Origin of the sequence: Streptomyces sp. NBC_00704 (assembly GCF_036226605.1) — a bacterium.
GTDB lineage: Bacteria > Actinomycetota > Actinomycetes > Streptomycetales > Streptomycetaceae > Streptomyces.
The window spans coordinates 5,026,216-5,050,633 of record NZ_CP109000.1 but is presented as its reverse complement, the minus strand read 5'-3'; the positions used below and the strand labels follow the sequence as shown (position 1 = coordinate 5,050,633).

Here is a 24,418-nt window from a genome sequence, read left to right as displayed (position 1 = left end):
GGTGATCCGGTCGACACGAAGGGTAGTTGAGGTGTGACGCGCGCATCAAAGCCGACCCGCGGGGTCGTTGACGGGCCGGGGGATGCCCCACACTGGTGTCCCGTGACCTCCCCTCCGCCCATACCCACGCGAGTCGTGCTGCTCTGCGGCCCTTCCGGCTCCGGCAAGTCCCTGCTCGCCGCCCGCTGCGGCCTCCCTGTGCTGCGGCTCGACGACTTCTACAAGGAGGGGGACGACCCGACGCTGCCGCTCGTCGCGGGGAGTTCCGACATCGACTGGGACCACCCGCGGTCGTGGGACGCGGACGCGGCCGTCGCCGCGATCGTGGAACTGTGCGGCACGGGCCGCACGAACGTTCCCGTCTACGACATCTCGCTCAGCGCCCGCACGGGCGAGGAGGAGATCGGGATCGGGCGGCCGCCGGCGTTCATCGCGGAGGGCATCTTCGCCGCCGAGATCGTCAACCGCTGCCGGGAGCTGGGCGTCCTGGCCGACGCGCTGTGCCTGAGCCGCGGCCCGGTGAAGACGTTCCGGCGCCGCTTCCTGCGGGATCTGAAGGAGGGCCGCAAGTCGGTGCCCTTCCTGCTGCGCCGCGGCTGGCGCCTGATGCGCGCCGAACGCTCCATCGTGGCCCGCCAGACCGCGCTGGGCGCGTACGCCTGCGACCGCGACGAGGCGCTGGCCCGGCTGGCCGCCGCGGCGTCGGACGGCCGCGCCCCGACGGCGCGCACGGCTGTCTGAAGCGCACACGAAGAAGCGGGACCGGACGGACCCCCCGGCCCTCCGGTCCCGCTCCCTCTCGTTCCCCCGTGCTTCCCCTTGCTCCCCCGTGTCCCCCCGGGTGGTGCTTCCCCCGTGCTTGCGCGGTACCGCTCCCCTCGACGTCCCCCGTCGGGTCCCCCCGGTACCGCTCCCCCGTGCTTCCCCCGTTCACCGGCCCCGTCGGGCGGAGCCGGCCCTTCCCCGTTCACCCTCAGGCGACAAGCTCCCCGAAGGCGTCCTCCTCGTCACGGCCGAAGCTGAGGACCTCGTCCTCGCGCAGCCGGCGCAGCGAGCGCCAGATGCTGGACTTCACCGTGCCGACACTGATGCCGAGGATCTGTGCGATCTCCGGGTCGGTGCGGCCCTCGTAGTAGCGCAGGACCAGCATCGTCCGCTGGAGTTCGGGCAGCCGCGCCAGCGCCTGCCACAGGACCGCGCGCAGCTCGGTGCCGCGCATCGCGTCCGTGTCGCCCGCCGTCTCCGGCAGCTCCTCGGTCGGGTACTCGTTCAGCTTGCGGCGGCGCCACGCGCTGATGTGCAGGTTGGTCATGGTCCGGCGGAGGTAGCCGCCGACCGCGGCCTTGTCGCTGATCCGCTCCCATGCCCGGTACGTCGAGAACAGGGCGCTCTGGAGCAGGTCCTCGGCCTCGAAGCGGTCGCCGGTGAGGTGGTAGGCGGTGGCGTACAGGGAGGCGCGGCGCTCCTGGACGTAGGCGGTGAACTCCGCCTCGGTCAGCGAGGGACGCTCCCCCGTGTCCTCCCCGTACGCGGCTCCCCCGTGAGCCGCCTGCTCCCCCGCGTCGACCACCGTCATGAAGGCGGTGTGCTGACGTCCGGCGCCACGACCGCACCCCCGAGCGGTCACCGCGCCGGACTTCTCGGAACCCCGGTTCACGTCGTGCAGACGCGTGACGACCGCGACTGCGTTGGTGCTCATACCGTGCAGCGTGTTCATCTCGCGCCCCCCGTCGTGGACTTACGGTGTTCGGTCTCTCGCGCGGCCCGGCTCCGCTGTGCTGTTCGGCGTCGCCCGGCCTCGTGACGAAAAGACTGCACGGGCCACTTCATCGCCGTGTCCGCCGACTGTCACAGACCTGTCACAGGGGTCCGTCACGCCGCGGGCACAGGTCGTCCACAGCCGTGCGCGGTACGACGGCCGGGGGTGTTCGACGCCGGCGGCGGCCTCGTCCTCATGTTCCCGGCCGGTCCGGGCGGGGTGCGCGCCGGGCGGCCGGAGGGCCCGTTCCGTGCGGTCCGGCCGGGCACGCGGGGCGCCGCACGCCCCCCGGAAACGGTCCGGGCGGCACGTAACCGCAGGTCCGGGGGGTGCGGGCCGGGTGGACGGGCCGGCCGGGCGAGGGCGGTCGCGGGGCGCCGTCGGCCCGCCGCACGCCGCGCGCGCCGCCACGACCACCCCGCTCTGGCGCCCGCGCCCGGACGTGCCCTGACCCACAGGTCGAACGACAGCCCCCTCATGGGCCAGAATGAGCCCGTGCCTTCCCTGTTGCTGATCGAGGACGACGACGCCATCCGTACGGCCCTGGAGCTCTCACTGACGCGCCAGGGACACCGGGTGGCGACCGCTGCGAGCGGTGAGGACGGTCTGAAGCTCCTGCGCGAGCAACGGCCTGATCTGATCGTGCTGGACGTGATGCTGCCCGGCATCGACGGTTTCGAGGTGTGCCGTCGCATCCGGCGCACCGACCAGTTGCCGATCATTCTGCTCACCGCGCGCAGCGACGACATCGACGTGGTCGTCGGGCTGGAGTCCGGCGCCGACGACTACGTCGTCAAGCCCATCCAGGGCCGGGTGCTGGATGCCCGGATCCGGGCCGTGCTGCGCCGCGGCGAGCGCGAGTCGAGCGACGCGGCGACCTTCGGCAGCCTCGTCATCGACCGTGCGGCGATGACGGTGACGAAGAACGGCGAGGACCTCCAGCTCACCCCGACCGAGCTGCGGCTGCTGCTGGAGCTGAGCCGGCGGCCCGGACAGGCGCTGTCCCGGCAGCAGTTGCTGCGGCTGGTGTGGGAGCACGACTACCTGGGCGACTCGCGGCTGGTGGACGCCTGTGTCCAGCGGCTGCGGGCCAAGGTGGAGGACGTCCCGTCGTCCCCCGTCCTGATCCGTACCGTGCGCGGCGTCGGCTACCGCCTGGACGCCCCTCAGTGACCCGGGCGCAAGGGGGGCTGCGCGGCTGGTCGGCGGCGCGCAGGGGAAAGGTGTCACGGCTGCGTCTGACGAGCCTGCGGCTGCGGCTCGTCGTGGTGTTCGGCGCGGTGGCGCTGACCGCCGCCGTGTCCGCGTCCGGCATCGCCTACTGGCTCAACCGCGAGGCCGTGCTCACCCGCACCCAGGGCGCGGTGCTGCGGGACTTCGAGCAGGAGATGCAGAACCGGGCCGGTTCGCTGCCGGAGCATCCCTCGCAGGACGAACTGCAGCACACCGCCGGCCAGATGGCCACCAGCAGTCAGCGGTTCAGCGTGCTGCTGGTGGCGGCGGACAGCGCAGGCCAGACCGTCTACGGCAACTCGGGCGGCCTGAACGGCTTCTCGCTGGAGGACGTGCCCGGCTCGCTGCGCACGGCGGTCAACCGGCAGCAGGACGCCGGTGGCGGCGACAAGTCCCCGTACCACCTGTACTGGCAGCGGGTCGTGGTCCACGGGACGCCGTACCTGGTGGCCGGGACGAAGGTCATCGGCGGCGGGCCGACCGGGTACATGCGCAAGTCGCTGGAGCCGGAGGCCAAGGACCTCAACTCGCTGGCGTGGTCGCTGGGGATCGCCACCGCCCTGGCGCTGGTGGGGGCCGCGCTGCTCGCGCAGGCCGCCGCCACGACCGTCCTGAAGCCGGTGCACCGGCTGGGCGTCGCGGCGCGCCGGCTCGGGGAGGGCCGGCTGGACACCCGGCTGCGGGTCTCCGGGACGGACGAACTGGCCGATCTGTCGCGGACGTTCAACCGCACCGCCGAGGCGCTGGAGAAGCGGGTCGACGACATGGCCGCCCGTGACGAGGCCTCGCGCCGGTTCGTCGCCGACATGTCGCACGAGCTGCGCACGCCGCTCACCGCCATCACCACCGTCGCGGAGGTGCTGGAGGAGGAGCTGGACGCGGAGTCGGGCAGCATCGACCCGATGATCGAGCCGGCGGTGCGGCTGGTGGTCAGCGAGACGCGGCGGCTGAACAACCTCGTCGAGAACCTGATGGAGGTCACCCGCTTCGACGCGGGGACGGCCCGGCTGGTCCTGGACGACGTCGACGTCGCCGACCAGATCACCGCATGCATCGACGCGCGGGCCTGGCTGGACGCCGTCGACCTGGACGCGGAGCGGGGCATCCACGCCCAGCTCGACCCGCGCCGTCTGGACGTCATCCTGGCCAACCTCATCGGCAACGCGCTCAAGCACGGCGGTTCGCCGGTGCGGGTGTCGGTGTCGGCGGCGGACGACTCGGTCGTGATCTCGGTGCGCGACCACGGGCCGGGCATCCCCGAGGACGTGCTGCCGCACGTCTTCGACCGGTTCTACAAGGCGAGCGCCTCCCGGCCGCGCTCCGAGGGCAGCGGGCTCGGCCTGTCCATCGCGCTGGAGAACGCGCACATCCACGGCGGCGAGATCACGGCCGCCAACTCCCCGGAGGGCGGCGCGGTGTTCACGCTGCGGCTGCCCCGGGGCGTCTCCGGGAGCGCGGAACACGAGGTCGAGGACGGCGGCGAGCGGGACGTGCGGACCGTGCCGGACAAGGGGGACGTGACGTGACCACGAGCCGTGCGGCCGTACGACGGCGGTTCGCCGCGCCCGCGCTGGCCGGCCTGGCGGCCGCCGTGCTCGCCGGCTGCGGCATCCGCGCCACCGAGGTGCCGACGGACTTCGGGCCCGCGCCCTCCCGGGTGCGCTGTTCGCTCGCCGAGCCGGACGTCACGACGCAGTCCGCGCGTGCGGGCGTGCCGGTGCGGGCGTTCCTGCTGTGCGGTTCGTCGCTGGTGGCCGTGGACCGGTCCCTGCGGGTGCCGGACGGCGCGGCGGACTCCGCGCGGCGGGCGCTGGTCGCGCAGGGCCTGCTGGACGAGCTGGCCGAGTCGCCGTCGGCGGCCGAGAAGGAGGCCGGGTACACGACGGACGTGCGCGGCGGGATGACGGTGCGCGGACCGGGCCCCCGCGACCCGGACGACACGCTGCGGCTGAGCACCCCGCCCGGGAACCTCACGTCGTACGCGCTCGCCCAGCTGGTGTGCACGTTCTCCGACTCGGCGGCCGCCGAGGGGGACGGCTCGGTGGTCCTGGGCGGCCCCGGCTCGGCCCCGGTGCGCCGCTATGCCTGCACCGACGAGGTCCGCTCCCGCCCCGGACACGCCGAGCCCCCGTCGACGCCGGTAACCAACGAGGGCTGAACCGCCCGGCCGCCCAGCTGTCCGGTCGCCCCGCTGCCCGCCCGTCCGCCCGTCCGCCCGGAGCGGCGGGCTGGGGACGGTGGGTGTGGCGGACGCCTCATGCGGGGGTCCGGGGCCGTCGTCGTCGCAGGTCACCGTCCGCCCGTGCGCGGCGGGGCCGGGGGTGCGGGCGGACGGTGCGGGGCGGGCCGGAACCGATCGTGCCGGGGGGCGCGTCTTGGGGGGCGTGCAGCGTCAAGGCTCCATCGGCGGCAGCGCCGCCATCCGCATCCGCGCGACCGGGATCGTCCTCCTGGCCGCCCACCTCGTGTACGTCGCCTGGGTGACGCTGCGCCCGCTGGACGTCCCCTGGGTGCTCCCGGCCAATCTGCATCCCTTCGACGGGATCCGCGCCGATCTGCGGCTGGGCTGGCCCGAGGCGGCGCGGCGGATCGGCGCGGGGCTGGGGCTGCTGGCCCCGCTGGGCGTCCTGCTGCCGCTGGCGGGCGGCAGGGTCCGGGTCTCGCCGTTCGCCTCCCTGGTCCGCACGGTCACGGCGGGCGCGCTGCTGTCGCTGGGCATCGAGCTGCTGCAGACCGGGGTGCCCGGCCAGGTCGTGGACGTGGACTCGATGCTGCTGAACACCGTGGGCGTGGCGCTGGCGCATGTCGCGGTGGTGCCCGCGGTGCGCGCGCGGCTGCGCCGCAGTGCCGGGCACCGGCCGTCCGTGCCGGTCCGCCAGGAGGACGCGGCTCAGGGTCTGACCCCGAGGATTCCCAGGGTCGGCATCGCACCGTAGAGCGACGCTTCGTCCCCTTCGTCACCGTAACGTCGATGTCAGACGGGGCAGCCGCAGGGGCCGCCTCGGACGGACGCTCACGAAGGAGCCGCGATGTCCAGCCTCGCCCGCCCCACCAACGGCCGCATGATCGGCGGAGTGTGCGCCGCGCTGGCCCGGCGCTTCGGCACCTCCGCGACCACGATGCGCGTGATCTTCGTGCTCTCCTGCCTGCTGCCGGGCCCGCAGTTCCTGCTCTACATAGCTCTGTGGGTGCTGCTTCCCTCGGAGGACAAGGCGGCCCGCACCGCCTGGTGACGGCCGTGGGCCGAGACGCCGTCGGGGCGCACCCGGGACGACCGGGTGCGCCCCGACGGCGCTCGCGTGCGTGCGGGGCGGAGCCGCTCAGCCCAGCGGGATGCCGTTGACCGGCAGGCCGTGCGTGGGCAGGCCCTGCAACGGCAGTCCGCCGAGCAGGCCGGCGACGGGCGCGGTGGGGCCCTGGGAGAGCACCTTCTCGGCGACCGGCTGGGCGGCGGTCAGGCCCGCGGCCAGCGCCGGCTGGGCCTGCGTCAGCGCCTGCCCGGCGCCGGGCAGCGCCTGGGCCACGTTCTCCGCCGGCAGCGTCCTGGTGACGCCGTCCAGGGCCTGGGTGGCGTCCGGGACCGCGGGGGCGGCGTTCGCGGCGCCCGCACCGACGGCGGCGAAGGCGGCGCCGAGAGCGGCGACGCCGAGGGTCTTGGCAGCAGACTGCTTCATGATGAATGCGTCCTCGAATGGGATACGGGGAACTGAGCGGTTCTCGACCGTAAACACGCGGAGGGGTCCGCGGCAAACATCGAAATGCGGACGGATGGTGAACACCCGCCCGCATTCCGTACCGGGTAAAACCCGGGAATCAGCCGTCCGCTTTCAGGGAACCGCTGGTGGAGGCGGTCTGCTGGAACAGCCATTCGGACTTCAGCTCGGCATATCCGGGCTTGATCACGTCATTGATCATGGCCAGGCGTTCATCGAAAGGAATGAATGCTGACTTCATAGCATTGACGGAGAACCACTGCAGATCGTCGAGCGTGTAGCCGAACGCGTCGACCAGGTGCTCGAATTCCCGGCTCATGCTGGTGCCGGACATCAGGCGGTTGTCGGTGTTCACCGTGGCCCGGAAGTGCAGGCGGCGCAGCAGACCGATGGGGTGCTCGCCGTAGGAGGCGGCGGCCCCGGTCTGGAGGTTGGAACTGGGGCACAGCTCCAGCGGGATGCGCTTGTCGCGGACGTAGGAGGCGAGCCGGCCGAGCTTCACCGCGCCGTCGGCGGCGACCTCGATGTCGTCGATGATGCGCACCCCGTGTCCGAGCCGGTCGGCGCCGCACCACTGCAGGGCCTGCCAGATGGACGGCAGCCCGAACGCCTCGCCGGCGTGGATGGTGAAGTGGTTGTTCTCGCGCTTGAGGTACTCGAAGGCGTCGAGGTGCCGGGTGGGCGGGAAGCCGGCCTCGGCGCCGGCGATGTCGAAGCCGACGACGCCCTGGTCCCGGTAGCGGTTGGCGAGTTCGGCGATCTCCAGGGAGCGGGCCGCGTGCCGCATGGCGGTGAGCAGCGCGCCGACCCGGATGCGGTGGCCGTTGTCACGGGCGGTCCGCTCGCCTTCGCGGAAGCCCTCGTTGACGGCCTCGACGACCTCCTCGAGGCTCAGCCCGCCGTCGAGGTGCTGCTCGGGCGCGTAGCGCACCTCGGCGTAGACGACGCCGTCCTCGGCGAGGTCCTCGGCGCACTCGCGGGCGACCCGCACGAGAGCCGCGCGGGTCTGCATGACGCCGACGGTGTGCGAGAACGTCTCCAGGTACCGTTCCAGGGAGCCCGAGTCGGCGGCCTCCCGGAACCAGACGCCGAGCTTGTCCGCGTCGGTCTCGGGGAGCTGGGAGTACCCGCCGTCCCGGGCGAGGTCGACGACCGTGCCGGGGCGCAGCCCGCCGTCGAGGTGGTCGTGCAGCAGAACCTTGGGTGCCCGCCGGATCTGGTCCGGGCCGGGGGCGGTGCCCGACTGGATGCTCTGGCTCGTCATTGGCGCACTCTAACTCCTACGCGCGTAGACGGCGCGTTGTACAACTGCGCCGATATGTAACGGTGACCGCACGGACGGGTGGAGTACACCGGCCTTTCTGACACTGTTCTGTCATGGGACAGGAAGTGGCGCCGGTTCGGACGGTCCGGCTGGGGCGGGCGCTCGGCCCGGAGCCGACGGCGGTGAGCGCGGCGGTGCTGCTGCTCCCGGACGGCGAGGAGGCCTCCCACCGCAGACCGTCCCCCCTGTGGGCCGCGGCCTCCGTCCGCGGACTCGGGCGCCGGCTGGCGCGGGCCGGGCGCGAGGAGGGCCTGGCCGTCCACGCCGTGCACTACCGCCACCGCGGCTGGAACGGCGCCGAGGCGCACCCGGCGGCCGACGCCGTCCGGGCCGCCGACGAGGTGGTCCGGCGCTACGGGGACGTCCCGGTGTGCCTGGCCGGCGTCGGCATGGGCGGGCGGGCGGCGTTGCGCGCGGGCGGCCACGAGGCCGTCGGCTCCGTGCTGGCGATCGCGCCGTGGCTGCCGGCGGAGGACTCGGACGCGCCCGCCGAGCCGGTGAAGCAGCTGGCGGAACGCCGGGTGCTGATCGTGCACGGCACGAACGACGGGCGCCGCGACCCGGAGCTGTCGTTCCGGCTCGCGGCGCGGGCGAAGAAGGCCAACCGGGACGTGTGCCGGTTCGAAGTCCACGCCGACGGCCACCGGTTGCACCAGTACCGCAGCGAAGTCCACGCCCTGGCCCAGGACTTCGTCATGGGCACCCTGTTCGGGCGGCCGCTGTCCCGGCCGGTGGTGGACGCGCTGGCGGCTCCGCCGCCGCTGGGCCTGCGGATGCCGCTGGCGGCCGGGTTCGGCAGGTCGCTGCGCCGGTGACCGGCGCGCCGCGCACCGCGTTCAGTCCGGCAGCAGGTTGCCCCTCCTCGACAGCAGGAACCTCTTGAACGCCGCGACCGGCGGTGTGTCCGGATGCCCGTCCAGCCAGGCGACGCCGATCTCGCGGGCGGCGCGCGGCGCGGTCACCGTCAGTTCCACGACCCCCGGGCGGGCCACCGCGGGCGGCGGCAGCAGCGCCACCCCCAGGCCGGCGGCCACCAGCCCCCGCAACGTCTCGGCCTCCTCTCCCTCGAAGGCGATCCGGGGACGGAACCCGGCCTCCTTGCACAGGTCGTCGGTGATGCGGCGCAGGCCGTAGCCGGGCTCCAGGGTCACGAAGGTCTCCTCGGCGGCCTCGGCGAGGCGGACCCTGCGGCGGGCGGCGAGACGGTGGTCGGCCGGCACGACCAGGCGCAGCTTCTGCTCGTCGAGGCGGCGGGCGACCAGGTCGGGGGCGTCCGGGACCGGGGAGGTCAGGCAGAGGTCCAGCTCGCCCGCCCGCAGCCGCTCCAGCATCGCCTCGCCGTAGTTCTGGACGAGGCTGAAGCGCACCCGCGGATGGTCCGCGCGGAAGGCGTGGATCAGGCCGGGGACGGTTTCCGCGCCCATCGTGTGCAGGAAGCCGAACGCGACCTTGCCGGTGGCCGGGTCGGCGTCCGCCCGCACCTCCTCGGCGGCCCGCTCGACCTCGGCGAGGGCCCGCTCCACGGAGGCGAGGAAGGTGCGTCCCGCCGGGGTGAGGGAGACCGTGCGGCCCCGGCGGGCGAACAGGTCGACCCCCAGGTCCTGTTCGAGGCGGACCATGGCCCGCGAGAGCGTCGACTGGGGGACGTTCATCTCCAGGGCGGCCCGGGTGACGTGCTCGGTGCGGGCGACCCCGGCGAAGTACGCGAGCCGCGGGGCCAGCAGCCTGGACATGTCCGTCGTGTCTTCTGTGTCACCGGACGGTGACAGCCGAGCCCCTGACCTCTGCTGATGCGCCATGGGAACGATTATGACGATTCCGTGCATTGGACGGATGAGCGGGGGCGTACGTAGCTTCGAGGCATGTCTCCCGCCAGTACCGGGGCGTCCACGATCGTGGGCGCCGCCCCGCCCGTTCCCGCCGCCTCGCGCGTCGTCGCCTCGTCCGCCGACGACTGCCGTCCCGCCCCCGCCGACTCCCGCATGACGCCCGGCGGCCCCGGCTACCGGCGGATGAGCTTCGCCCTCTTCCTCGCCGGTGTCGCGACGTTCGCCCTGCTGTACTCCACGCAGGCGCTGCTGCCGCTGATCTCCGACGACTTCGGGGTGCCGGCGGGCCGGGCGAGCTGGACCGTGGCGGCGGCGACCGGCGGACTGGCCCTGTTCGTGCTGCCGATGAGCGCCCTGTCGGAGCGCTACGGCCGCCGCACGGTGATGACGGCCTCGCTGGCGGTCGCGGTCGCGGTCGGCGTGCTGGTCCCCTTCGCCCCCACCCTGGGCTCGCTGGTCGTGCTGCGGGCGGTCCAGGGCGCCGCGCTGGCCGGGCTCCCGGCCTCGGCGACCGCCTATCTCGCCGAGGAGGTCCGGCCCAAGTCGCTGGTCACCGCCATCGGCCTGTTCGTGGCGGGCAACAGCGTCGGCGGGATGAGCGGCCGGGTCGTCACCGGCTGGGTCGCGCAGGAGTGGGGCTGGCGGATCGCGGTCGGCGTGATCGGCGTGCTGGCGGTGGTCTGCGCGATCGCCTTCCGGCTGCTGCTGCCCGAGCCGCGGCACTTCAGGGCGGGCTCCCTGGCCCCCCGCGTGCTGGCCCGTACCGTCCGGGGCCACCTGGCCGACCCGCTGCTGCGCCGGCTGTACGCGATCGGCGCGCTGTTCATGACGGTCTTCGGCGGCGTGTACACCGTCATCGGCTACCGGCTGACGGAGGCGCCGTTCTCCCTGCCGCAGGGCATCGTCGGCTCCATCTTCCTGGTGTACCTGGTGGGCACCGTGTCGGCGTCGACCGCGGGCCGCCTGGTCGGCCGGCTCGGCCGCCGGGGCGCGCTGTACCTGGCGGGCGGCACCACGGCCGCGGGGCTGCTGCTGTCGCTGGCCGACTCGCTCGCGCCGGTCCTGCTGGGCCTGGTCCTGATCACGGCGGGCTTCTTCGCGGGGCACGCGGTGGCGTCCTCGGCGGTCGGCCGGACGGCGACCACCGGCCGGGCGCAGGCCTCCGCCCTCTACCAGTCCTCCTACTACGTCGGCTCCAGCGTCGGCTCCACGGCGGGCGCGACGGCCTTCCACGCGGGCGGCTGGTCCGGCACGGTCGGCGTGGGCGTCGTGGCGGTGCTCGGCGTCGTGGCGATCACCGCCCTCGGGACCCGCGCGGCGCGGGTCGCCGCCCGGCGGGGCGTGCCCGCCCTCGCTCGCTGACGTCCCGCGCAGCCCCGCCGGAGCACGGCTCACAGCCCCCTTCCCACCTGCGCTTTCATCAACTCGGCAGGCCATTGTCAGTGGGCTGCGGTAGCTTCCGGAGTGCTGGGCGCGCAGACGCGTGACGGGACGGCCACCGGGGTGGCGGCCGAGCGGCAGGGGTGGACGATGGGCAACGGCACGGCGACGACGACAGAACTCGACGTCGCACTGGAGAAGCACCGGACCGAGCTGACCGGGTACTGCTACCGCATGCTCGGCTCGTCCTTCGAGGCGGAGGACGCGGTGCAGGACACCCTGGTGCGCGCCTGGCGCAGCTACGACAAGTTCGAGGGCCGCTCCAGTCTGCGCTCGTGGCTGTACCGGATCGCCACCAACGTCTGCCTGGACATGCTGACGGCCGGCAACAAGCGGGCCCGCCCGATGGACCTCACCGACTCCACCCCGCTCGCCCGGGCCGCGCTCTCCCCGCGCCCCGACAACACCTGGCTGGAACCCATGCCCGACGCGCGCGTGCTGCCCACGGTGGAGGACCCGGCCGAGGCGGCGATCGCCAAGGAGTCGGTGCGGCTGGCGTTCATGGCCGCGTTGCAGCAGCTCCCGCCCAAGCAGCGGGTCGTGCTGATCCTGCGGGAGGTGCTGGCGTGGCGGGCGAGCGAGGTCGCCGAACTGCTCGACACCTCGGTCGCCTCGGTCAACAGCGCGTTGCAGCGGGCGCGGGCGACGCTCGCCGAGCAGAAGGCCTCCGGCGCGGACGCGGCGGTGTCGGACCCGCTGGACGAGGAGCAGCAGAAGCTCCTCGAACGCTATGTGGCGGCCTTCGAGGGCTACGACATGACGGCGCTGACGGCCCTGCTGCACGAGGACGCGGTCATGACGATGCCGCCGTTCGACCTGTGGCTGACCGGCCATGACGACATCGCGGGCTTCATGACCACGTTCGGCTCCGCCTGCGAGGGCTCGCGGCTGCTGCCGGTCCAGGTCAACGGCCTGCCCGGCTTCGCCCAGTACAAGCCCGACCCGGAGAAGGGCGGCCACACCCCCTGGGCGATCCAGGTCCTGGAGATCTCAGAGGGCCGGCTCACCGGGTTCCACTTCTACCTCGACACCCAGCGCTGGTTCCCCCTCTTCGGCCTCCCCCTCCACCTCGACGGGGAGTCCGACGAGGTCGAGCAGGGCGCGTAGCGCGGGGTCCGGGCCGCGCAGCCGTATCCGTCCGCCGGCCCGCCGGGCGGCCAGCTGGAGCCGCGCCAGCAGGTCGACGGCGGCCAGCCCGGGCGGTCCGATGCCGACGACGTCGCAGACGACGACCCCGGTCTCCTCTCCGGCGAGCAGCGCGAACACGGCGTCGCCCAGCCCGGTCGCCTGTTCTCGGGCGACCGGTCCGGTCAGGGTGAGCACGGGGGGTGTCGTCGCTTCCACGATCGGTAGACCGTGCGCGACGCCTCAACTCATCGGCGGGGCCCGAAGACCGGCCTACTCGGCGGGGAACTCGCCGGTGTCCAGCTTCACCCCGAACGGCTCGGGCAGCTCTACGGTGTTACCGAACTTGCCTGCCCACAGGACGCGGTAGACGTCCCCGTGAGGCTCCCCGTACAGGGTGACGGTCGGTCCGCCCGGTGCCCAACCGTCGATGAGGAGGTACAGCGGGACACCGGCTTGGGCATAGCCGGCAGCCTTCTTGATGCGGTCGTTGCTCGCGTTGGTCTTGGATGTGATCTCGACGACCAGCTCGGCCGCGGACGCGGGAATGCAGTTGCCGTCCTCCGCTCGCAGGACCTCCTTGGGCGCCACCGCGATGTCCGGGATGTAGAGCCCCTCACGTGACGGCACTGCCGTGCCCAACGTCTGGTAGATGCCCCACTCCCGCGGGATGACCTGGTACAGCTCTCGCTGCACTTGGTCCGCGATGTCGTTGTGGGCGTTGGACGGTGGTGGTGCCACGGTGACGATCCCCTCGATGATCTCCACCTTGCAGCCCTCGGGCGCGTCCGTCTCCTGCCAGATCCGGACGAGGCCGTCCCACTCGTGGCTTTCGGCCGTGGAGTGGTCGACCGTGAGTGCGCTCATGGCGGTCTCCTTGTCGGTGCGTCACCGAGTCCAGCATGCCGAACGGGACCGGCGGCGGTCCACCGATCCCGTTCACCCGAAAGAGGGCCGTGACCCGGCGGCCGGTGCCGCGGGCCAGGTCAGGCCAGGTCAGGCGATGCGCTCCAGCACGACCGGGGACGCGGTGAAGGCCGTCCCGGGGGCCTCGACGTCGTACGCGCCCTCGACGGCCTGGAGGGCGTAGTCGAAGCGCTCCGGGGTGTCGGTGTGCAGGGTGAGCAGCGGCTGGCCGGCCGTGACCGTGTCGCCGGGCCTGGCGTGCAGCTCGACGCCGGCGCCCGCCTGCACCGGGTCCTCCTTGCGGGCGCGGCCCGCGCCGAGACGCCAGGCGGCGACGCCGATGTCGTAGGCGTCGAGGCGGGTCAGGACGCCCGTGGCCGGGGCCTTGATCACGTGCTGTTCCCTCGAGGTGGGCAGCGGCGCGTCCGGGTCGCCGCCCTGGGCCGCGATCATGCGGCGCCACACGTCCATGGCCGAGCCGTCGGCCAGCGCCTTCGCCGGGTCGGCGTCCTTGACGCCGGCCGCGTCGAGCATCTCGCGGGCCAGCGCGACCGTCAGCTCCACGACGTCCGCGGGGCCGCCGCCGGCCAGGACCTCGACCGACTCGCGGACCTCCAGGGCGTTGCCCGCGGTCAGTCCGAGGGGGGTGGACATGTCGGTCAGCAGCGCGACGGTCTTCACGCCGTGGTCGGTGCCGAGGCCGACCATCGTGGAGGCCAGCTCACGGGCGTCCTCGATGGTCTTCATGAAGGCGCCGGTGCCGACCTTCACGTCCAGGACCAGCGAGCCCGTGCCCTCGGCGATCTTCTTCGACATGATCGACGAGGCGATCAGCGGGATCGCCTCCACGGTGCCGGTGACGTCGCGCAGGGCGTACAGCTTCTTGTCGGCCGGGGCCAGGCCGTCGCCCGCCGCGCAGATCACCGCGCCGGTGCCGTCCAGCACCGACAGCATCTCCTCGTTGGAGAGCAGCGCGCGCCAGCCGGGGATCGACTCCAGCTTGTCCAGCGTGCCGCCGGTGTGGCCGAGGCCGCGGCCGGAGAGCTGCGGGACGGCCGCGCCGCAGGCCGCCACCAGGGGGGCCAGCGGGAGGGTGATCTTGTCGCCGACGCCGCCGGTGGAGTGCTTGTCGGCCGTGGGGCGGGACAGGGAGGAGAACTCCATGCGCTCGCCGGAGGCGATCATCGCGGCGGTCCAGCGGGCGATCTCACGGCGGTTCATGCCGTTGAGGAGGATGGCCATCGCGAGCGCGGACATCTGCTCGTCGGCGACCTCCCCGCGGGTGTACGCGTCGATGACCCAGTCGATCTGTGCGTCGCTGAGCTCGCCGCGGTCCCGCTTGGTGCGGATGACGGAGATGGCGTCCATGGCCATGGCTTGGCTTCCTTCCGAGGGTTCCAGAAGCCGTACGGCCCCTCGCGGCGAGCCGCCGGGGCGACTCGGAGGGGCCGTACGGGAATCACTTGGTGAGATGGTCCGGGCCGAAGGCCTGGGGCAGCATCTCGGACAGGGGCAGGATGCCCGCCGGGGTCTCCAGGAGCAGGCCGGGGCCGCCGAACTCGTGCAGCAGCTGCCGGCAGCGGCCGCACGGGACGAGGATCTCGCCCCGGCCGTCGACGCAGGTGAAGTGCGTCAGCCGTCCGCCGCCGGTCCGCTGCAACTCCGAGACGAGCCCGCACTCGGCGCACAGGCCGATGCCGTAGGAGGCGTTCTCGACGTTGCAGCCGGAGACCGTGCGGCCGTCGTCGACCAGGGCGGCGACGCCGACCGGGTAGCCCGAGTAGGGGGCGTACGCGTGGGTCATGGCCTCGCGGGCCAGCTCGCGCAGCGCCGCCCAGTCGACGTCGGGGCGCGGGGTCACTTGCCCTGGCCCTTCCGGTACGGCATGCCGTCCGCCTTGGGCATCCGCAGGGACTGCGCGGACAGCGAGAGCACCAGCAGGGTGACGACGTACGGCGCGGCCGTGACGACCTGGCGCGGGACCTCGTCGGTGCCGACGTACCAGACGAACATCAGCGCCGAGACGAGCGCGGTGACGACGGCGGGGACGTACTTCTTCTTCCACGCCAGGTAGGCCGCGCCGAACACCAGCAGGATCGCGAGCAGCAGGATCAGCGCGTGCACGTTGGTCGTGCCGCCGCGCAGGTTGAGGCTGTCGGTGTAGCCGAACAGGCCCGCGCCGAGGGCCAGGCCGCCCGGCATCCAGTTGCCGAAGATCATCGCGGCGAGACCGATGTAACCGCGGCCGGCCGTCTGGCCGTCCAGGTACACGTTGGACGCCACGATCGACAGGAACGCGCCGCCGAGGCCGGCGAAGCCGCCCGAGATGATCACGGCGATGTACTTGTACTTGTACACGTTGACGCCGAGGGACTCGGCGGCCACCGGGTTCTCGCCGCAGGACCGCAGGCGCAGGCCGAACGCGGTGCGCCACAGCACCCACCAGGTGGCGGGGACGAGGGCGACGGCGACGACCGTCAGCGGCGACAGGTTGGTGATCAGACCGCCGACCAGGCCGGCGACGTCCGAGATCAGGAACCAGTGCTTCTCGTTGAGCGTGTTCAGCCAGCCCGACAGGCCGGGGATGTCGAAGGTGCCCAGCGAGTCGATCGGCGGGGACTGCTTGGAGGAGCCCTGCGGGACGCCTTCGAAGGTGAACTTCGACAGGTAGCGGGTGGTGCCCAGGGCCAGGATGTTGATGGCCACACCGGAGACGATGTGGTTCACGTTGAACGTGACGGTCGCGATGGCGTGCAGGACGGCGCCGAGCGCGCCGCCGATGATGCCGAAGGCGACGCCCGTCCACGGGCCCCACTGGTAGCCCGCCCAGGCGCCGAACCAGGTGCCGAGGATCATCATGCCTTCGAGGCCGATGTTGACGACGCCCGCGCGCTCGGCCCACAGGCCGCCGAGGCCGGCGAGGCCGATCGGGACGGCGAGGCGCAGCGCCGTGGACATCTGGCCGGTGGAGGTGATGCCGTCCGCGCCCGTGATGAGGCGGACGACGGAGGTCAGCACCAGGACGCCCGCGATGACCAGCAGGAGGACCGGGAGCGACATGCGGCGGCCCTTGGCGGGCTTCTTCGCCTGCTGCTTGGCGACGGTGGTCGTGGACATCAGGCCGCCACCTCCTTCTTGGTGTTCTGGGCGGCGGCCGCGGCCAGCTCGGCGCCGACGCGCTTCTGCTGGCGGCGCAGGCCCCACTGGCGTACGGCCTCGTACGAGATGACGACCGCGAAGACGATGAGGCCCTGCATGATCGTGGCGATCTCCTTCTCGTACGCGACCGGGGTCGCGTAGTCGAGGGCGGGAGAGGCCTTGTCGAGGAAGGCGATGAGCAGCGCGGCGAAGGCGATGCCGACCGGGTTGTTGCGGCCGAGCAGCGCGATGGTGATGCCGGTGAAGCCGAGGCCCGTGGGGAAGCTCAGGCTGTAGGTGTGGGCGTCGCCGAGCAGCAGGGGCAGGCCGGACAGGCCCGCGATGCCGCCGGAGATCAGCATGGCGGTGAGGACCATCCTCTTGGCGTCGACGCCGGAGGCCGCGGCGGCCGTCTCGGACTCGCCGGTGGCGCGCAGGTCGAAGCCGAAGCGGGTGCGGTTGAGGACGACCCAGTAGACGATGCCGAGGGCGATGGCGAGGAAGACCAGGCCGTAGATCTCGCCGACGTCCGCGCCCAGGTTGATGCCGGGCACCCAGCCGGAGTCCTTCATGACGCCGGTGGTGTTGTTGTTGCCGACCTGCACGCCCCAGATGTCGTCGAGGGTGAGGTAGCCGATGACGCTGGTGGCGATCGCGTTCAGCATGATCGTCGCGACGACCTCGCTGACGCCGCGGGTGACCTTCAGGACGCCCGCGATGCCGGCCCAGAACGCGCCGGTGAGCACGCCGACCAGGAGCAGCAGCGGGATCTGGAGGGCGGACGGCAGGGCGATGTTCGCGCCGACCACGGCGGTCATCATGGCGGCGAGGCGGTACTGGCCGTCGACGCCGATGTTGAACAGGTTCATCCGGAAGCCGATGGCGACCGACAGGGCGGCGATGTAGTACATCGAGGCCTGGTTGACGATCAGGACCTGGACGTCGGAGTAGCCGGCCTGCTCCAGCATGAGCGTGTAGGGCTCGATCGGGCTCTTGCCCGAGGCGATCAGCACGACCGAGGTCAGCAGGATCGCCGCGACGATCGCGATGACCGGGCCGGCCACCGCGAGGAGCACTCGCTCCTTGTCGAACTTCTTCATCGGGCCTCGTCCTCCGGACCGGCAGCTTCCTCGGTGGTTTCCGCGTCGTCGGCGTGTTCCAGGTGACCGGTCGCGGCGCCGGTCATGGCGGAGCCGAGCTCCTCGGGGGTGACGGTGGCCGGGTCGGCGTCCGCGACCAGCCTGCCGTTGTAGATCACGCGCAGGGTGTCCGACAGGCCGATCAGCTCGTCCAGGTCGGCGGAGATCAGGAGCACGGCCAGGCCTTCGCGGCGGGCCTCGCGGATGCGGTCCCAGATCTGGGCCTGTGCGCCGACGTCCACACCGCGGGTGGGGTGGGCGGCGATCAGGAACTTCGGGTTGTGGCTCATCTCGCGGCCGACGATCAGCTTCTGCTGGTTGCCGCCGGAGAGCGAGGCGGCGGTGACGTCGATGCCGGGGGTGCGGACGTCGTACTCCTCGACGATCCGGCGGGTGTCGGCCTGGGCGCCCTTGGGGTTGAGCCAGAAGCCCTTGGCGTTGGGGGCCTCGGTGACGTGGCCGAGGATGCGGTTCTCCCAGAGGGGGGCCTCCAGCAGCAGGCCCTGGCGGTGGCGGTCCTCGGGGATGTAGCCGACGCCGGACTCGCGGCGCCTGCGGGTGGGCCAGGGGGTGATGTCCTCGCCGAGGAAGGCGATGGTCCCGGAGTCGGCGTTCTTGGTGCCGATCAGCGCGTCGATCAGCTCGGTCTGGCCGTTGCCCTCGACGCCGGCGATGCCCATGACCTCGCCGGCGTGGATGGTGAAGCTGACGCCGTCGAGCGCCTTCTTGACCTCGCCGCCGACGGCGACCTCGGGCGAGATCATGCCGCTGACTCCGCCGGAGGGCTCGGATTCGGCGCCGAGGGAGGCGCCGCCGGTGGCGTAGACGGTGAGGTCGGCGACCTGGACGACGGGCTTGTCGGTGACCGTGGACTCGGAGGTCTGCGGGGTGGGCAGCTCGCTTCCGACCATCATCTCGGCGAGCTGACGCGGGGTCGTCTCGGCCGGGACTGCGGTGCCGACGGTGGTGCCGCGCCGGATGACGGTGATCTCGTCGGCGACGGAGAGGACCTCGCCCAGCTTGTGGGAGATGAAGATGACGGACAGGCCCTCGGACTTCAGCTCGCGCAGGTTGTCGAAGAGCGCGTCGACCTCCTGCGGCACGAGGACGGCGGTCGGCTCGTCGAGGATGAGGGTGCGGGCGCCGCGGAAGAGGACCTTGAGGATCTCCACGCGCTGGCGGTCGGCGACGCCGAGGTCCTCGACGAGCGCGTCGGGGCGTACGCCGAGTCCGTAGCGGTCGGAGATCTCCCTGATCTTCCTGCGGGCGTTGCCGCCGATGCCGTACAGCTTCTCGCTGCCGAGCACCACGTTCTCCAGCACGGTCAGGTTGTCGGCCAGCATGAAGTGCTGGTGGACCATGCCGATGCCGCGCACGATGGCGTCGGCGGGGCTGGCGAACGTCACCTGCTCGCCGTCGACCGCGATGGTGCCCTCGTCCGGCTTCTGCATGCCGTAGAGGATCTTCATCAGCGTCGACTTGCCGGCGCCGTTCTCGCCGACGAGGGCGTGCACGGTGCCCTTGCGGACGGCGAGGTGGATGTCGTGGTTGGCGACGACACCGGGGAAGCGCTTGGTGATCCCCGCCAGCTCAACCGCGATCGTCGACTGTGCGGTGAGCGGAGGGCTGCTGGACGCGTCGATGGCGCACTCTCCTTGGGAAAGGGGCCGCTCTACGCGCGTAGCGCCCCTGCTTTAAGTAGTGCCCGGATCTGATCGGCCTTTGATGATCTTGACGTCCGTTTGGTGGGCCGTCTCGATCGGGTCCGACCGGTTCCGAGCATTCTGCCGCGCGAACGGGGCGCGAGGAGACATTCTCTCCGCGCCCCGTTCCGTGGCCGTAACGCTGTCATTGCAGCGGGTCCCCGGCCAAGGGTTCTGACCGGGTCAGCACCGTGGGGTCAGGAGGTCTTCACCGTGATGGCGCCGCTCTTGATGCCCTCTTCGGCCTTCTTGATCGCGGCCTGGATGTCGGCGTTGCCCGCGAAGGCCGGGTTCGAGTTCGACACGCTCACGCCGCCGTTCTCGAGGCTGCCGCGGACGACGCCGGTGGCCGGCTTGCCGTCGTGCACGGACTTGGCCAGCGTGTAGACCGCGCCCTCGACGTTCTTCATGGCCGACGTCAGGATCGACGCCTTGTAGGCCTTCAGCGCGTCCTGCTTGTACTGGTCGGAGTCGACGCCGATGGCCCAGACCTTGTGGGCGTTCGCGGCCTTGATGACGCCCTGGCCGGACAGACCCGCGGCGGCGTAGACGACGTCCGCGCCCGCGTCGATCTGGCCCTCGGCGGCGCTCTCGCCCTTGTCGGGGCTGGAGAAGCCGCCCTCGGCGGCGGTCTCGGTCAGGTACTGCGACTTGACCTTGACGCCCTTCTTGGTGTCCTCGACGCCCTGCTTGAAGCCGGCCTCGAACTTGTGGATCAGGGGGACGTCCACGCCGCCGACGAAGCCGACGGTGTTGGTCTTGGTGGCCTTGGCGGCGGCGACGCCGGCGAGGTAGGAGGCCTGCTCCTCGTGGAAGACCAGGTCGGCGACGTTGTCGGCCTTGATCTGCTCGTCGTCGACGATGCCGAAGGTGGTCTTCGGGTACTTGGCGGCGACCGTCTTGACGGCCGGAGCGTAGGCGAAGCCGACGCCGATCACCGGGTTGTAGCCCTGCTTGGCAAGGCTCTCCAGGCGCTGCACCTTGTCCGCGTCGGACTCGCCGTCCTGCGGCTCGACGGCGGAGGACTTGTAGCCGAACTCCTTGTCGGCCTTCTCCAGGCCGGCCGTGGCGGCGTCGTTGAAGGACTGGTCGCCCTTGCCGCCGACGTCGTACGCGAGCGCGAGGCCCAGGTTCTTGTCACTGCTGTTGGACGAGGACGACGACGTGGACGAGCTTCCACAAGCGGAAACGGTCACGGCGAGAGCTGCGGTGGCTACACCCGCAGCCGCGATTCGGGACACCCGGCGCATGGAACTTGACTCCTTTGTGCAAGCGCCCAAACCAGGCGCTGGTTCCGCCGCAGCGTAACGCGCGTAGACCAGACGGAAAAACCCTTCTGTCCGGTCCGTTACCGAGCTGTGGCCACAGATGGAGCCCAGGTTACGGACAGCGGAACGCCCCTTGCGGGAGGCAAGGGGCGTATGGGCTGCGAAGACGCTCGTAAGGGCGCAGCCGCCGGGCGCCGTAAGGACTTTTCCGGCCGTTACTTCGTGTTGACCGTGACCGTGCCGTCGACGATGTCCTTCTTGGCCTTGTCGACGGCCGTGACGACGTCGGTCATGGCCTTGTACTTCGGGTTGGAGTCGGCGAAGCCCACGCCGTTGTTGGAGAGGCTGCCGCGCACCACGCCGGACAGGGGCTTGCCGTCGACGACGGACTTCACCAGGTCGTAGACCGCGCCGCCGACGTTCTTGAGCGCCGAGCCGAGGATGGAGTCCTTGTACGCCGCCAGCGAGCTCTGGCTGTACTGGTCGGAGTCGACCCCGACGACCCACACCTTCTTGGCGGCCGCCTCGGAGATCACGCCCTGCCCGGACAGCCCGGCCGCGTGGTACAGCACGTCGGCGCCGGCCTCGATCTGGCCGCCGGCCGCGTCCTTGCCCTTGTCGGGGCTGGAGAAGCCGCCCTCCTGGGGCGTCTCCGTCAGGTACTGGGACTCGATCTTGATCTTCGGGTCGACCGACTTGGCGCCCTGGACGTAACCGGCCTCGAACTTGTGGATCAGCGGGATGTCCACGCCGCCTATGAAGCCGATGTGGGCCTTCTTGGAGGCCTTGGCCGCGGCGACGCCGGCCAGGTAGGAGGCCTGCTCCTCGTGGAAGACCAGGTCGGCCACGTTCTTGGCCTGCACCTGCTCGTCGTCGATGATCCCGAAGGTGGTCTTCGGGAACTTGGCGGCGACGGCCTTGACGGCGGGCGCGTAGACGAAGCCGACGCCGATCACCGGATTGAAGCCGGACTGAGCCAGCTGGGTGAGCCGCTGGACCTTGTCCGCGTCGGACTCGCCGTCCTGCGGCTCGATGTCCTGGCCGCCGATCTTGAACTCCTTCTCGGCCTTCTGGAAACCGGCGTAGGCGGCGTCGTTGAAGGACTGGTCGCCCTTTCCGCCGATGTCGTAGGCGAGGCCGATGCCCTTGCCGGAGTACTTGCCGGACTCCGTGTCACCGGCGGTGCCCGAGTCGTTGCTGGACTTGCCGCAGCCCGCGGCGGCGAGGGCGACGACCGCGACGGTCACCGCGGCCCGGGTCAGTCCGGTCCTCCGAGAATTCAGACGCACAGCAAGCACCCCTTCGATCCCCACGGCGCCGTCACCGGCCCGCTGTCCCCATGCTGGAGCCCTCGCGAAGGCTTCCCCGACAAGCCCTTCCCGGTGGCGATTCCGGCGCACAGTAACGCGCGTAGAAGGCGAGGGGAACGGGGTTCCTCCCGGCCGTTACCGATTCGTGCCGCCACCGGCCCACGGCCGCGCCCCACCGGTTACGGCCGGATCACCCAACGGGACGAAGCGGAGGTTTCGGGACGGGGGCGGGGGCGTCGGGCGTCATGCAGCGCGGGCCGGGTGAACCCGGTGCCCTGCGGGCCGGGCACTTCGTGGTGCCGGGTCCGGTGGGGGCTGTGGGGCGGCGGGCGGGGCGGTTATCTGGTGGAGGCGTCCAGGAGGGCCGCTGCCGTGAAGAGGTCGACGCCCGCGGTGATCGCCGACTCGTCCGCGTCGAAGTCGCCCTGGTGCAGGTCGCGGACGGTGCGCTCGCCGGGGGTGCGGACGCCGAGGCGGGCCATCGCGCCGGGGACCCGCTCCAGGTACCAGGAGAAGTCCTCGCCGCCGAGGCTCTGCTCGGTGCCCTCGACGCCGCTCTCGCCGCGCCGGGCGACCATGGCGTCGCGCAGCAGGCCGGTGACGTCGGCGTCGTTGACGACGGGCGGGACGCCGCGCACGTAGTTGATCTCGGACTTGGCGCGGTGCAGGTTGGCGACCTCGTCGATGGCCGCGACGACGATGTCCGGGGCCTGCCGCCACGCGTCGATGTCCAGGCAGCGGACCGTGCCGGACAGCTCGGCGTGCTGCGGGATCACGTTGGGCGCGTGACCGCTCTCGATCCGGCCCCAGGTGACCGCGAGCCCGGCGCGCGTGTCGACCCGCCGCCCGACCAGCGCGGGCACGTCGGTGACCACGCGGGCGGCCGCCGTGACCAGGTCGGTGGTGAGGTGGGGGCGGGCGGTGTGGCCGCCGGGCCCGTCGAGGGAGATCTCCAGCCGGTCGCAGGCCGAGGTGATGGCTCCCTCGCGCAGACCGATCCGGCCCGCGTCGACCCGCGGGTCGCAGTGCACGGCGATGATCCGGCCGACGCCGTCCAGCGCGCCGTCCTCGATGGCGTCGGCGGCGCCGCCGGGGAGCACCTCCTCGGCGGGCTGGAAGATCAGCCGCACGGGGCGCGGGAGGAGGCCCCGGCCGTGCAGTTCGGCCAGGACCAGTCCGGCGCCGAGGACGACGGTGGTGTGCACGTCGTGGCCGCAGGCGTGGGCGCGGTCGGGCACGGTGGACCGGTAGGCGCACTCGGTCTTGCTGTCCGGGATGGGCAGCGCGTCGATGTCGGCGCGCATGGCCAGGACGGGGACGTCGGCCGCGTCCACGCGCCCGATGTCGCAGATGAGGCCGGTCCCGACCGCGAGCACGCGTGGTTCGAGCCCCGCCTTCTCCAGGCGGGCCTTGATCGCGGCCGTCGTACGGAACTCCTGGTTGCCCAGCTCAGGGTGCATGTGCAGGTCGCGGCGGAAGGCCACGAGCTCCGCGCGCAGCGCCTCCGGCAGGACGCCGGGGAGGGCTGTTTCGCCTGAAGGATCGGCCTCGGACTCTGGGGACATCAGTTGCTTCACCCTCTGAAGGGTAGGACGCCGAAGCGGTCGACCGACCTACGATCAACAAAACTTCAACCCGTCAGGCGAAGAAAAGTCGGCCGCGCGGCGCATGGCTGCTGTGAGGGGTGGGTAAACTCCGCCGATTTCGGTTCGGCTCCCACAGTTCTTCCTTCCTTCCACGGATACCACGGACGGCTCGAGGCACGCCGGAGCTGTCCACGTTCCGGGACCGATCCCGGCATCATCACCCGCCCCCGGCTCCCCCGCCACGCGGGGCGGCGCCGGCGGCGCGGCCGATCCCGTACCGCGCGGCGATTCCGGCCAGCACGATCTCCAGGCCCTCCTCGAAGTGCCGGTCGTAGTCGGCGAAGATCTCCGCCCCCGCCCGCGCGGCCAGCGGGAAGTCCCGCATCCGCCGCGCCCGCTCGTCGACGTCGTACCCCTCGCGCCGTTCGCCGGGCAGCGGCTGGACGCCCTGCTCCTCGGTGACGAAGCCGAGGGTGTACGCGTAGCTCGTCGAGGTGGCCCGGACGGCCTGGGCGAGGGTGAACCCGGCGGCCGTGAGCAGGCGCAGGGTGTCCTCCATCTGCTCGGCGTGCACGAGTGCGGTGAAGCGGGAGCCGCTGAAGACCTTCGCGCCGTCGCGGTAGCGGCGCAGCGCCTCGCGCAGGCCGCGGTTGGACGCGCGCAGCCGCTCCTGCCAGGTGTCGCCGGGGTCGAGGACGGCTCCGGCGAGCATCCGCCGGTACATCTCGGTGGCCATCTCGTCGAGCAGGGCCTGCTTGTCCTTGAAGTGCCAGTACAGGGCGGGCGCCTTGACGTCCAGCTCGCGGGCGATGGCCCGCAGCGTCAGGCCGTCGAGGCCCACCTCGTTCAGCAGCCGCAGGGCGGTGCCGGCGACCCGCTCGCGGTCCAGGGGCGTGCGTCGTTCGGTGCTCACGCTTGACAGCTTAACGCCGTTAAGGCCACTCT

The 24,418-nt window shown here is 72.1% G+C and carries 24 protein-coding genes; 9 read left to right on the top strand and 15 right to left on the bottom strand.

Annotated elements, in window-relative coordinates; all coding sequences use genetic code 11:
- Positions 1-33: 33 nt before the first annotated feature.
- Entirely contained in the window at positions 34-741 is a 708-nt protein-coding gene (locus OG802_RS22165) for a uridine kinase (RefSeq protein ID WP_329412985.1), read from the top strand.
- 232 nt (positions 742-973) lie between these two features.
- On the opposite strand, the gene OG802_RS22160 is transcribed toward OG802_RS22165, so the two are convergent.
- Positions 974-1,717 carry a SigE family RNA polymerase sigma factor gene (locus OG802_RS22160; protein ID WP_329412983.1) on the bottom strand — a complete coding sequence of 248 codons (744 nt, stop codon included), beginning with the start codon at positions 1,715-1,717 and terminating at the stop codon, positions 974-976.
- A gap of 537 nt (positions 1,718-2,254) precedes the next feature.
- Here OG802_RS22160 and afsQ1 point away from each other — a divergent pair.
- The 5 genes from afsQ1 to OG802_RS22135 all read left to right on the top strand — a co-directional run bounded on the left by afsQ1 (position 2,255) and on the right by OG802_RS22135 (position 6,225).
- The gene (gene afsQ1, locus OG802_RS22155; protein ID WP_057584528.1) at positions 2,255-2,932 is read left to right on the top strand and encodes a two-component system response regulator AfsQ1; all 678 of its coding nucleotides are present in this window, start codon (positions 2,255-2,257) and stop codon (positions 2,930-2,932) included.
- Positions 2,929-4,518, top strand: coding sequence for a HAMP domain-containing sensor histidine kinase (locus OG802_RS22150; protein WP_329412979.1), 1,590 nt, complete (start codon positions 2,929-2,931; stop codon positions 4,516-4,518). The genes afsQ1 and OG802_RS22150 overlap by 4 nt, the downstream gene beginning before the upstream one ends.
- Positions 4,515-5,150 (top strand): hypothetical protein, encoded by a 636-nt coding sequence (locus OG802_RS22145; RefSeq protein ID WP_443055295.1) that lies wholly within the window; start codon positions 4,515-4,517, stop codon positions 5,148-5,150. Before OG802_RS22150 ends, OG802_RS22145 begins: the two co-directional genes overlap by 4 nt.
- Positions 5,151-5,376: 226 nt before the next feature.
- Positions 5,377-5,928 (top strand): VanZ family protein, encoded by a 552-nt coding sequence (locus tag OG802_RS22140; RefSeq protein WP_329412977.1) that lies wholly within the window; start codon positions 5,377-5,379, stop codon positions 5,926-5,928.
- A gap of 93 nt (positions 5,929-6,021) precedes the next feature.
- Positions 6,022-6,225, top strand: a complete 204-nt coding sequence (locus OG802_RS22135) for a PspC domain-containing protein (protein ID WP_020131001.1) — start codon at positions 6,022-6,024, stop codon at positions 6,223-6,225.
- Positions 6,226-6,312: 87 nt separating this feature from the next.
- Here OG802_RS22135 and OG802_RS22130 read toward each other — a convergent pair whose 3' ends face one another.
- Together OG802_RS22130 and OG802_RS22125 are read right to left on the bottom strand one after the other, a co-directional pair.
- Positions 6,313-6,666: an ATP-binding protein gene (locus OG802_RS22130; RefSeq protein ID WP_329412974.1), complete on the bottom strand. Its 354-nt coding sequence runs from the start codon at positions 6,664-6,666 to the stop codon at positions 6,313-6,315.
- A 139-nt stretch (positions 6,667-6,805) separates the two neighbouring features.
- The gene (locus OG802_RS22125; protein ID WP_329412972.1) at positions 6,806-7,969 is read right to left on the bottom strand and encodes an adenosine deaminase; all 1,164 of its coding nucleotides are present in this window, start codon (positions 7,967-7,969) and stop codon (positions 6,806-6,808) included.
- A 113-nt stretch (positions 7,970-8,082) separates the two neighbouring features.
- Here OG802_RS22125 and OG802_RS22120 point away from each other — a divergent pair, with 113 nt between their 5' ends.
- Entirely contained in the window at positions 8,083-8,844 is a 762-nt protein-coding gene (locus OG802_RS22120) for an alpha/beta hydrolase (protein ID WP_329412970.1), read from the top strand.
- A gap of 21 nt (positions 8,845-8,865) precedes the next feature.
- Here OG802_RS22120 and OG802_RS22115 read toward each other — a convergent pair whose 3' ends face one another.
- Positions 8,866-9,828, bottom strand: a complete 963-nt coding sequence (locus OG802_RS22115) for a LysR family transcriptional regulator (protein WP_329412968.1) — start codon at positions 9,826-9,828, stop codon at positions 8,866-8,868.
- 63 nt (positions 9,829-9,891) lie between these two features.
- Between OG802_RS22115 and OG802_RS22110 the strand changes: the two genes are divergently transcribed.
- Together OG802_RS22110 and OG802_RS22105 are read left to right on the top strand one after the other, a co-directional pair.
- The gene (locus tag OG802_RS22110) at positions 9,892-11,220 is read left to right on the top strand and encodes an MFS transporter (protein WP_329412967.1); all 1,329 of its coding nucleotides are present in this window, start codon (positions 9,892-9,894) and stop codon (positions 11,218-11,220) included.
- 168 nt (positions 11,221-11,388) lie between these two features.
- Positions 11,389-12,405: a sigma-70 family RNA polymerase sigma factor gene (locus tag OG802_RS22105; RefSeq protein WP_329417289.1), complete on the top strand. Its 1,017-nt coding sequence runs from the start codon at positions 11,389-11,391 to the stop codon at positions 12,403-12,405.
- Here OG802_RS22105 and OG802_RS22100 read toward each other — a convergent pair.
- The 11 genes from OG802_RS22100 to OG802_RS22050 form a co-directional block, all read right to left on the bottom strand.
- Positions 12,289-12,642, bottom strand: a complete 354-nt coding sequence (locus OG802_RS22100; protein ID WP_329412964.1) for an STAS domain-containing protein — start codon at positions 12,640-12,642, stop codon at positions 12,289-12,291. The two genes, OG802_RS22105 and OG802_RS22100, sit on opposite strands and share 117 nt — an antisense overlap.
- A 54-nt stretch (positions 12,643-12,696) precedes the next feature.
- Positions 12,697-13,290 carry a Uma2 family endonuclease gene (locus tag OG802_RS22095; protein WP_329412962.1) on the bottom strand — a complete coding sequence of 198 codons (594 nt, stop codon included), beginning with the start codon at positions 13,288-13,290 and terminating at the stop codon, positions 12,697-12,699.
- Positions 13,291-13,419: 129 nt separating this feature from the next.
- Positions 13,420-14,703, bottom strand: a complete 1,284-nt coding sequence (locus tag OG802_RS22090; protein WP_329412961.1) for a thymidine phosphorylase — start codon at positions 14,701-14,703, stop codon at positions 13,420-13,422.
- 85 nt (positions 14,704-14,788) lie between these two features.
- Entirely contained in the window at positions 14,789-15,190 is a 402-nt protein-coding gene (locus OG802_RS22085; protein ID WP_329412960.1) for a cytidine deaminase, read from the bottom strand.
- Complete coding sequence (locus OG802_RS22080) at positions 15,187-16,446, bottom strand: ABC transporter permease (protein WP_329412959.1); 1,260 nt, start codon at positions 16,444-16,446, stop codon at positions 15,187-15,189. The genes OG802_RS22085 and OG802_RS22080 overlap by 4 nt, the downstream gene beginning before the upstream one ends.
- A complete protein-coding gene (locus OG802_RS22075; protein WP_329412957.1) occupies positions 16,446-17,567 on the bottom strand; it encodes an ABC transporter permease in 1,122 nt (373 codons plus the stop codon). The genes OG802_RS22080 and OG802_RS22075 overlap by 1 nt, the downstream gene beginning before the upstream one ends.
- The gene (locus OG802_RS22070) at positions 17,564-19,249 is read right to left on the bottom strand and encodes an ABC transporter ATP-binding protein (protein ID WP_443055451.1); all 1,686 of its coding nucleotides are present in this window, start codon (positions 19,247-19,249) and stop codon (positions 17,564-17,566) included. Before OG802_RS22070 ends, OG802_RS22075 begins: the two co-directional genes overlap by 4 nt.
- Before the next feature lie 257 nt (positions 19,250-19,506).
- Positions 19,507-20,559, bottom strand: a complete 1,053-nt coding sequence (locus OG802_RS22065; protein ID WP_329412956.1) for a BMP family lipoprotein — start codon at positions 20,557-20,559, stop codon at positions 19,507-19,509.
- Positions 20,560-20,792: 233 nt separating this feature from the next.
- The gene (locus tag OG802_RS22060) at positions 20,793-21,824 is read right to left on the bottom strand and encodes a BMP family lipoprotein (RefSeq protein WP_329417286.1); all 1,032 of its coding nucleotides are present in this window, start codon (positions 21,822-21,824) and stop codon (positions 20,793-20,795) included.
- Between the two features lie 401 nt (positions 21,825-22,225).
- Positions 22,226-23,452 (bottom strand): amidohydrolase, encoded by a 1,227-nt coding sequence (locus tag OG802_RS22055; protein WP_329417284.1) that lies wholly within the window; start codon positions 23,450-23,452, stop codon positions 22,226-22,228.
- Positions 23,453-23,690: 238 nt separating this feature from the next.
- Complete coding sequence (locus OG802_RS22050; protein WP_329412954.1) at positions 23,691-24,386, bottom strand: TetR/AcrR family transcriptional regulator C-terminal domain-containing protein; 696 nt, start codon at positions 24,384-24,386, stop codon at positions 23,691-23,693.
- Positions 24,387-24,418 lie beyond the last annotated feature (32 nt).

What these genes read in the sequence shown, in the direction of transcription:
- OG802_RS22160 (WP_329412983.1), bottom strand. Translation starts at nt 1,717, where the DNA reads ATGAACACGCTGCACGGTATGAGCACCAACGCAGTCGCGGTCGTCACG.
- OG802_RS22135 (WP_020131001.1), top strand. Translation starts at nt 6,022, where the DNA reads ATGTCCAGCCTCGCCCGCCCCACCAACGGCCGCATGATCGGCGGAGTG.
- OG802_RS22130 (WP_329412974.1), bottom strand. Translation starts at nt 6,666, where the DNA reads ATGAAGCAGTCTGCTGCCAAGACCCTCGGCGTCGCCGCTCTCGGCGCC.
- OG802_RS22125 (WP_329412972.1), bottom strand. Translation starts at nt 7,969, where the DNA reads ATGACGAGCCAGAGCATCCAGTCGGGCACCGCCCCCGGCCCGGACCAG.
- OG802_RS22120 (WP_329412970.1), top strand. Translation starts at nt 8,083, where the DNA reads ATGGGACAGGAAGTGGCGCCGGTTCGGACGGTCCGGCTGGGGCGGGCG.
- OG802_RS22115 (WP_329412968.1), bottom strand. Translation starts at nt 9,828, where the DNA reads ATGGCGCATCAGCAGAGGTCAGGGGCTCGGCTGTCACCGTCCGGTGAC.
- OG802_RS22110 (WP_329412967.1), top strand. Translation starts at nt 9,892, where the DNA reads ATGTCTCCCGCCAGTACCGGGGCGTCCACGATCGTGGGCGCCGCCCCG.
- OG802_RS22105 (WP_329417289.1), top strand. Translation starts at nt 11,389, where the DNA reads ATGGGCAACGGCACGGCGACGACGACAGAACTCGACGTCGCACTGGAG.
- OG802_RS22095 (WP_329412962.1), bottom strand. Translation starts at nt 13,290, where the DNA reads ATGAGCGCACTCACGGTCGACCACTCCACGGCCGAAAGCCACGAGTGG.
- OG802_RS22090 (WP_329412961.1), bottom strand. Translation starts at nt 14,703, where the DNA reads ATGGCCATGGACGCCATCTCCGTCATCCGCACCAAGCGGGACCGCGGC.
- OG802_RS22080 (WP_329412959.1), bottom strand. Translation starts at nt 16,446, where the DNA reads ATGTCCACGACCACCGTCGCCAAGCAGCAGGCGAAGAAGCCCGCCAAG.
- OG802_RS22075 (WP_329412957.1), bottom strand. Translation starts at nt 17,567, where the DNA reads ATGAAGAAGTTCGACAAGGAGCGAGTGCTCCTCGCGGTGGCCGGCCCG.
- OG802_RS22065 (WP_329412956.1), bottom strand. Translation starts at nt 20,559, where the DNA reads ATGCGCCGGGTGTCCCGAATCGCGGCTGCGGGTGTAGCCACCGCAGCT.
- OG802_RS22055 (WP_329417284.1), bottom strand. Translation starts at nt 23,452, where the DNA reads ATGTCCCCAGAGTCCGAGGCCGATCCTTCAGGCGAAACAGCCCTCCCC.